The organism is Neisseria sp. HMSC061B04 (assembly GCF_001836705.1).
GTDB lineage: Bacteria > Pseudomonadota > Gammaproteobacteria > Burkholderiales > Neisseriaceae > Neisseria.
Genome location: NZ_KV830191.1, coordinates 196291 through 203378 on the forward strand (window position 1 = coordinate 196291; position 7088 = coordinate 203378).

Genomic DNA, 7088 nt, shown 5'->3' on the forward strand with positions numbered 1-7088 from the left:
GTTTGCTTCGTTATCTTTGAAAACGATACAACTATAAAATAATGCCTTTGTTTCTTTTACGACCTTATCGTTTATGTTTCACAAGCCCTTTTATTTGAACCTTATCAACGGCATCGCGCTTCTGATATTGTTTGCCGTCAGCCTGTCGGTCGGGGTCGCCCAATTCGACTGGTCCGCCCTGTTTTCGCTCTCCGACAGCCAACAGGTTATGTTCATCAGCCGCCTGCCGCGCACGTTTGCCATTGTGCTGACGGGTGCGTCGATGGCCGTGGCCGGCATGATTATGCAGATTTTGATGCGCAACCGTTTTGTCGAGCCGTCGATGGTGGGCGCAAGCCAAAGTGCGGCTTTGGGTTTGCTGTTGATGGCCTTGCTGTTGCCGGCCGCGCCGCTGCTGGCAAAAATGTCGGTTGCCGCCGTTGCCGCACTGATCGGGATGTTGGTCTTTATGCTGCTGATCCGCCGCCTGCCGCCGACCGCGCAGCTGATGGTGCCTTTGGTCGGGATTATTTTCGGCGGCGTGATTGAGGCGGTGGCCACCTTTATCGCGTATCAAAACGAAATGCTGCAAATGCTGGGCGTGTGGCAGCAGGGCGATTTTTCCGGCGTGTTGCTCGGGCGGTATGAGCTGTTGTGGGCAACGGGGGTTTTGGCTTTGTTTGCCTATTTGATTGCCGACCAGCTGACGATTTTGGGTTTGGGCGAAACGGTGAGCGTGAACTTGGGGCTGAACCGGACGGCGATTCTGTGGTCGGGGCTGATTATTGTGGCGCTGATTACGTCTTTGGTGGTCGTAACGGTCGGCAATATTCCGTTTATCGGCCTGGTCGTGCCGAACATCATCAGCCGCCTGATGGGCGACAAGCTGCGCCAAAGCCTGCCGGCGGTGGCCTTGCTGGGCGCGTCTTTGGTGTTGCTGTGCGACATTGTCGGACGCGTGATTGTGTTTCCGTTTGAAATCCCTGTATCGACTGTTTTCGGAGTCATGGGTACTGTGTTGTTTTTGTGGCTTTTATTAAGGAAACCTGCTCATGCCGTCTGAAAAAAATATCGATTTTATGGCAGGAAGCAGTCGTCCGTTGTGGGTGGCTTTTGCGCTACTGCTGGTTTCCTGCGCCCTGTTTATGACGCTCAACGTCAAAGGCGATTGGGACTTTGTTTTAAACCTGCGCCTGACCAAACTTGCCGCGCTGCTGATGGTCGCCTATGCGGTCGGCGTGTCCACGCAACTTTTCCAAACGCTGACCAACAACCCGATTCTGACCCCTTCGATTTTGGGTTTCGATTCGCTGTATGTGTTTTTGCAGACCTTGCTGGTGTTTACGCTCGGCGGCGTGGGCTATGCTTCCCTGCCGTTGACGGGCAAATTCGGCTTTGAGCTGGTCATCATGATGGGCGGCTCGCTGCTGCTGTTTTACACGCTCATCAAACAGGGCGGACGCGATTTGTCGCGCATGATTTTAATCGGCGTGATTTTCGGGATTTTGTTCCGCAGCCTGTCGTCTCTGCTTTCGCGCATGATTGACCCCGAAGAATTTACCGCCGCGCAGGCGAATATGTTTGCCACCTTCAATACCGTCCACTCGGAATTGTTGGGCATCGGCGCAGTCGTATTGCTCATCAGCGCTGCCGTAATCTGGCGCGAACGCCACCGCCTCGACGTTTACCTGCTCGGCCGCAATCAGGCCATTAATTTGGGCATCAACTACACGCGCAATACCTTATGGCTGCTGCTCTGGATCGCCGCATTGGTTGCAACCGCGACCGCCGTTGTCGGCCCGGTGAGCTTTTTCGGCCTGCTGGTGGCCGCGCTGGCCAACCATTTTTCCCCGTCGGTCAAACATTCCGTCCGCCTGCCGATGACTTTTTGTGTCGGCGGCATCCTGCTGGTCGGTGGGCAAACCATCTTCGAACACTTCCTCGGCATGCAGGCCGTATTGAGCGTGGTCGTCGAATTTGCAGGCGGCTTGGTATTTTTATATTTGGTGTTGAAAAAGAAATAAATTAAACGTGCCCAAACAGCTTCAGGCCGTCTGAAGCCCGTGTTAAAAAATATTTAACCATTGAAATGAAACTAAATTTCTGACATGTACTCATAGTAAACATCACTAAATTTACTAAAATTACAAAAAATGAGTACGACATTAAAATACCGTCCCGACTTGGACGGCATCCGGGCTTTGGCCGTCTTGGCCGTTATTATTTTCCACATCGACGCTGCTTGGCTGCCCGGTGGCTTTCTCGGCGTGGATATGTTTTTCGTTTTGTCCGGCTATCTGATCACCACCATCATCAGCCGCGAAATGCAAAACGGTAGTTTTTCGTTTTTAGAATTCTACAAACGCCGCGCGAAACGCATTTTGCCCGTTTTCTCTTTTGTGCTTGTGTGTACAACCGCGGCGGCCGCCCTTTTCTTTTTGGCATTCGACCTGCGCCAATACGTCAAATCGGCAGTGTTTGCGTTGCTGTTTTCGGCCAACCTATTTTTTGCACGGCGCGGCGGTTATTTTGATGCCGACGCGGCGGAAAAACCTTTGCAACACATTTGGTCTTTATCACTGGAAGAGCAGTTTTACTTTGTTTTCCCGGTTTTGCTGATTGCCTTTTTCCGCTTCAGCAAAGGGCGCAGCATCCGCCAATTCATCCTTTTGCTGATTGTATTGAGCCTGCTGTCCGTCTTTTTGCCCACCTTCGGCATGGACCCTTATTTCCTGCCTTATGTGCGCGCATACGAGCTGCTGATCGGCGCACTTTTCGCCTTTATTCCGCCCTCGCAAAACAACGACCGCTTCAGCACGCCTGTGGTCGGCTGGGCGATGATGGCGGTGATTGCCGCCATGCTGCTGCTTCCTTACGGCGTGTTGCCCGGTGAAGGCAATATCGAACGATTGCTGTGCTGTACGGCGGTCGGCGGCTTGATTTACTCGGGCAAAACCCTGCAGACGCAAAACGGCTTCAATACCGCCAAACTGTTGAGCCTCAAGCCTGTTGTATTTATCGGTTTGATTTCCTATTCGCTGTATTTGTGGCATTGGGTGGTCTTGGCCGTCATGCGCTATGTTTACATGGACAACGCTTTGCCGATGTCCGCGATTGTATTGTCCGTGGTGCTGATGTCGGGCTTGTCCGTTTGGTCCTATTACTTCGTCGAAACACCAGCGCGACGGATAAAGAATTTCACCACCAAGAAATTCATCGGGGTAATCGCCGCCTATTTTGCCCTGCTGATTCCTGCCGTCGGCTACCTGCTGACAGCCAAACCGGCCGAATACGAGGCAAACCTATATACGGTTGACGAAAGTAAAATCTGCGCGGATACCTTGACCAAAACCGACTGCGCTGTCGGTGCGGAAAACCAAAGCAGCAAAGTCCTGCTGATGGGCGATTCCCACGCCGCCCACCTGACGCCCTTTATCGATATGGTGGGCAAACAGGAAGGCTTTGCCGCCGACGTTATCTCGTCCAACAGCTGCGGCGTTGCCTTCGGCTTTATGTTGCCGCAAAGCGACCGCCGTGCCGACCGTTGCAACCCTTACAACCGCTTTATCGCACAAAAGGTCGAAAACTATCCGGTGGTCTTTATCTCGCAACGTTGGTTCCTGCATACCGACAAGCCCGGTTTTACGGAGCATTTCGGCCAAATGCTCGACACCCTGATTCAACAGGGCAAGCAGGTTTACGTCTTTGCCGACACGCCGATGAACGCGCAACTGCCCCTGCGTCATTACTACTTGAAACAACGCCTCGGCCTCGACATGCAATACGTTTCCGAGCATAAAAAAGCCGAAATCGCCCGCTCCGCCGAAGCCGACAAAACCATAGAAAACATTGTCAAACAGCGGCCTGCCGTACATTGGGTCAACATCATGGGTCCGATTCCGGCAGACAAAACCATAGACGGCCTGCCGATATATTTCGACACCAACCACCTCAACACCCACGGTGCGACAAAACTGGCCGAAAAATTTATACAGGACAAACAAATACTCTTAAAATAACATTCATGCCCAAGGCCGTCTGAATATTTCAGACGGCCCGGGCAAACCCGCAAAGGACAACCCTCATGACACAAGAACATTTCCCATCATTCTTCAACCAAGCCCCGACCATCACCGTCCAAGACGCATTGGCCGACTTCCTCGGTGCAGCCGAAAACGGCATCCTCACTTACCACTACGCCGATGCCGTACGCCTGTGCGGCCACTCCTGCCCGACTGTCGCCGGTGCCTACCTGATGGTCATCAAAGGCCTGAAAGCCCTTTACGGCGAAGAGCTGCCGCAACGCGGCAACATCGAAGCCTTTATGCAGGGCGAGCGTGACGAAGGCACAACCGGCGTTACCGCTTCCGTCGTCCAACTCCTTACCGGCGCAGCACCCGAAACCGGCTTTGGCGGCGTAGGCCCTGCCGGACGCTTTGCCCGCCGCCATTTATTGTCCTTTGGTGCAGGCGAAATCAACGGCACACTCGCGCTCCGCCGCCGCGATACCGGCAAAACCGTTGCCGTCAGCCTCAACGCCGCGCTCCAACCCTTCGCGCCACAAATGCGCGACATCATGCCCAAAGCCGTCAGCGGCAGCGCAAGTGACGACGAACTCAAACAATTCGGCGAGCTTTGGCAAGAACGTGTCCGCGCCTTCCTGATCGATCAAGCCGACAATCCCGAATTTGTGACCGTCAGCGAAATCTAAAAACACCATACAGAAATAAAATTCAGACGGTCTCACGCTGAAAGGCCGTCTGAAACCCCAAGTTTTCCATACTCGAATCCGCCTATGATTACCATCCGCAACGTCAGCCACACCATCGGTAGCAACCCCATCCTCAACGACGTCAGCCTCGACATCCCCGAAGGCGGCATTACCGCGCTAATCGGCCCGAACGGCGCAGGCAAGTCCACCCTCCTCTCCTTTATGGCGCGCCTACAGCCCTTGGTACACGGCGACATCAGCTACGCAGGCAAAGACATCAAAACCACCCCCACCGCCGAACTCGCCCGCACGCTCTCCATCCTCACCCAAGAAAACAGCATCATGAGCCGCATTACCGTGCGCGACCTGCTCATGTTCGGCCGCTATCCCTACCACCAAGGCAGGCCGTCTGAAACGGATAAAACCATCGTCGAAGAAGCACTCGCCGAGTTCCACCTGCAAGGCTTTGCCGACCGCTACCTGACCGAGCTTTCCGGCGGTCAACGCCAACGCGCCATGATTGCCATGGTGTTCTGCCAGCGTACCGACTACGTTTTGCTGGACGAACCACTGAACAACCTCGACATGTATCATGCCCGCTCCCTCATGCAAATCCTGCGCCGGCTGACCGACGAGTACAAACGTACCACCGTCGTCGTCCTGCACGACATCAACCAGGCCGCCGCCTACGCCGACCACGTTGTTGCCATGAAAAACGGCCAAGTCGCCATGCAGGGCGCACCCAACGATATTTTTACCGCCGAAAACATCAAAACCCTATTCGATATGGACGTCAACGTCCTCGATTACGAAGGCAAAAAACTGGTTATCCACCACGTTTGAATCCAATAAAAAAGGCCGTCTGAAACCCGATTCCCCACGTTTCAGACGGCCTTTGTCTATTCAAAAAATTTATTTTTTATCGTACAAACCGCGCACCACGCGACCAATCGCAGCAATGCCTTTTTCCAGCGTTTCCGCGTCCTGCGCAATACTCATGCGGATGCACTCGCCCGCGTGCGGATAATCTTGCGTATCGATGCCGACAAAGAAATGCTCGCCCGGAATAATCAGCGTGCCTTCGGCTTTGAGCATTTCGTACAAGGTTTGCGACGAAACGGGCAGGTTTTCAAACCAAAGCCATAAGAAAATCGCACCTTCAGGCTTGTGGATTTTCAACGGATACGCACCCAATTCACGCTTGAGCAGGGAAACCGCCGTTTGCGCCTGCTGACGGTAAAATGGCTGAATCACTTGGTCGGCCAACTGTTTCAGACGGCCGTCGTTTAACAGCGGCGCCGCAATCGCCGCACCGAAACGGGTTGGCGACAGGTTCACAATCGCATTCAAACTGCTGACGGCTTTGACCACTTCCGGCGCGGCGACAATAATGCCGGTACGCACGCCGGGCAGGCCGATTTTAGAAAGGCTGAAGCAGAGGATGATGTTTTCGTGCCAGTTGAGCGTCACATCGCTGTAAATAATATTCGGGAACGGCATTCCATAAGCGTTGTCGATAATCAGCGGAATCCCGTGTTCCTGCGCCAAAGCGTCCAAACGCGCCATCTCGCCGTCAGTCAGCACATTACCGGTCGGGTTGGTCGGGCGCGAACAGCAAATCGCACCGATTTTGCCCTCTTTCAATTCAGGCAGGCTTTCCAGCGTGTCAAAGTCCACGCGGTATTTGAAAAAGCCCGCTTCGCCTTCGTGTTTGACATTTTCGATTTTCGGCTTTACCGAAATAAAATGCTGCCCTTCGACATGCACGTCGGCATAACCGATATATTCAGGCGCAAGCGGCAACAAAATGGCTTTTTCAACCGTTTGGCCGTCTGAAAGATTGAATTTGCCGCCGAACAGGTTGAACAAATAGAAAAACGCGTTTTGCGAACCATTGGTCAGCGCGATATTGTCCGCCGTCAGGTTCCAGCCGTATTCGCGGTTAAGAAACTCAGTCAAAGCCGCAATCAGCGCCGCATCGCCCTGCGGATTGGAATAATTGCCGATATTCTCAACCGCATGTTCCGCCGCCAGTTTGGAAAACACATCGGCGAACACCGCATTGACTTCCACAATCTTCGCCGGATTGCCGCCGCCAAGCATATTGACGGGCTTGTCGCTTTTGAGCGCGTCGCCCAAATCATCCATCAATTGCAAAATGCCGCTGTGTTGCGTGAATTTTTCGCCGAATGCTGAAAACTGCATGGAAACTCCGTTGCTGGGTGTGTAAAAACAATAAACCGCTATTATAAGAACAAAGGCCGTCTGAAAACCAGTTATCCTGATTTTTCAGACGGCCTTTAGTTTCTCAGCTATCTATGCTGAATAACCCGATAACCATTTTCTACGCTTTTACCTGTCTTCGCACAAAGTTCATCACCGCATCGCACGATATTGG

The 7088-nt window shown here is 53.2% G+C and carries 6 protein-coding genes; 5 read left to right on the forward strand and 1 reads right to left on the reverse strand.

Annotated features, from left to right (window positions below):
* The first annotated feature begins 73 nt into the window (after positions 1 to 73).
* From HMPREF2661_RS06405 to HMPREF2661_RS06425, 5 genes are all read left to right on the forward strand, one after another.
* Positions 74 to 1042 carry an ABC transporter permease gene (locus tag HMPREF2661_RS06405; RefSeq protein WP_070822811.1) on the forward strand — a complete coding sequence of 323 codons (969 nt, stop codon included), beginning with the start codon at positions 74 to 76 and terminating at the stop codon, positions 1040 to 1042.
* A complete protein-coding gene (locus HMPREF2661_RS06410) occupies positions 1032 to 2003 on the forward strand; it encodes an iron chelate uptake ABC transporter family permease subunit (protein ID WP_070615889.1) in 972 nt (323 codons plus the stop codon). Before HMPREF2661_RS06405 ends, HMPREF2661_RS06410 begins: the two co-directional genes overlap by 11 nt.
* Positions 2004 to 2132: 129 nt before the next feature.
* Entirely contained in the window at positions 2133 to 3998 is a 1866-nt protein-coding gene (locus HMPREF2661_RS06415; protein ID WP_070822813.1) for an acyltransferase family protein, read from the forward strand.
* Between the two features lie 65 nt (positions 3999 to 4063).
* Positions 4064 to 4690, forward strand: coding sequence for an FmdE family protein (locus HMPREF2661_RS06420; RefSeq protein ID WP_070822815.1), 627 nt, complete (start codon positions 4064 to 4066; stop codon positions 4688 to 4690).
* An 84-nt stretch (positions 4691 to 4774) separates the two neighbouring features.
* A complete protein-coding gene (locus tag HMPREF2661_RS06425) occupies positions 4775 to 5533 on the forward strand; it encodes an iron ABC transporter ATP-binding protein (protein WP_036492647.1) in 759 nt (252 codons plus the stop codon).
* Positions 5534 to 5602: 69 nt separating this feature from the next.
* Here the strand turns inward: HMPREF2661_RS06425 and HMPREF2661_RS06430 are convergent, their stop codons facing one another.
* Positions 5603 to 6895, reverse strand: a complete 1293-nt coding sequence (locus HMPREF2661_RS06430) for a valine--pyruvate transaminase (RefSeq protein WP_070822817.1) — start codon at positions 6893 to 6895, stop codon at positions 5603 to 5605.
* Positions 6896 to 7088: the final 193 nt, after the last annotated feature.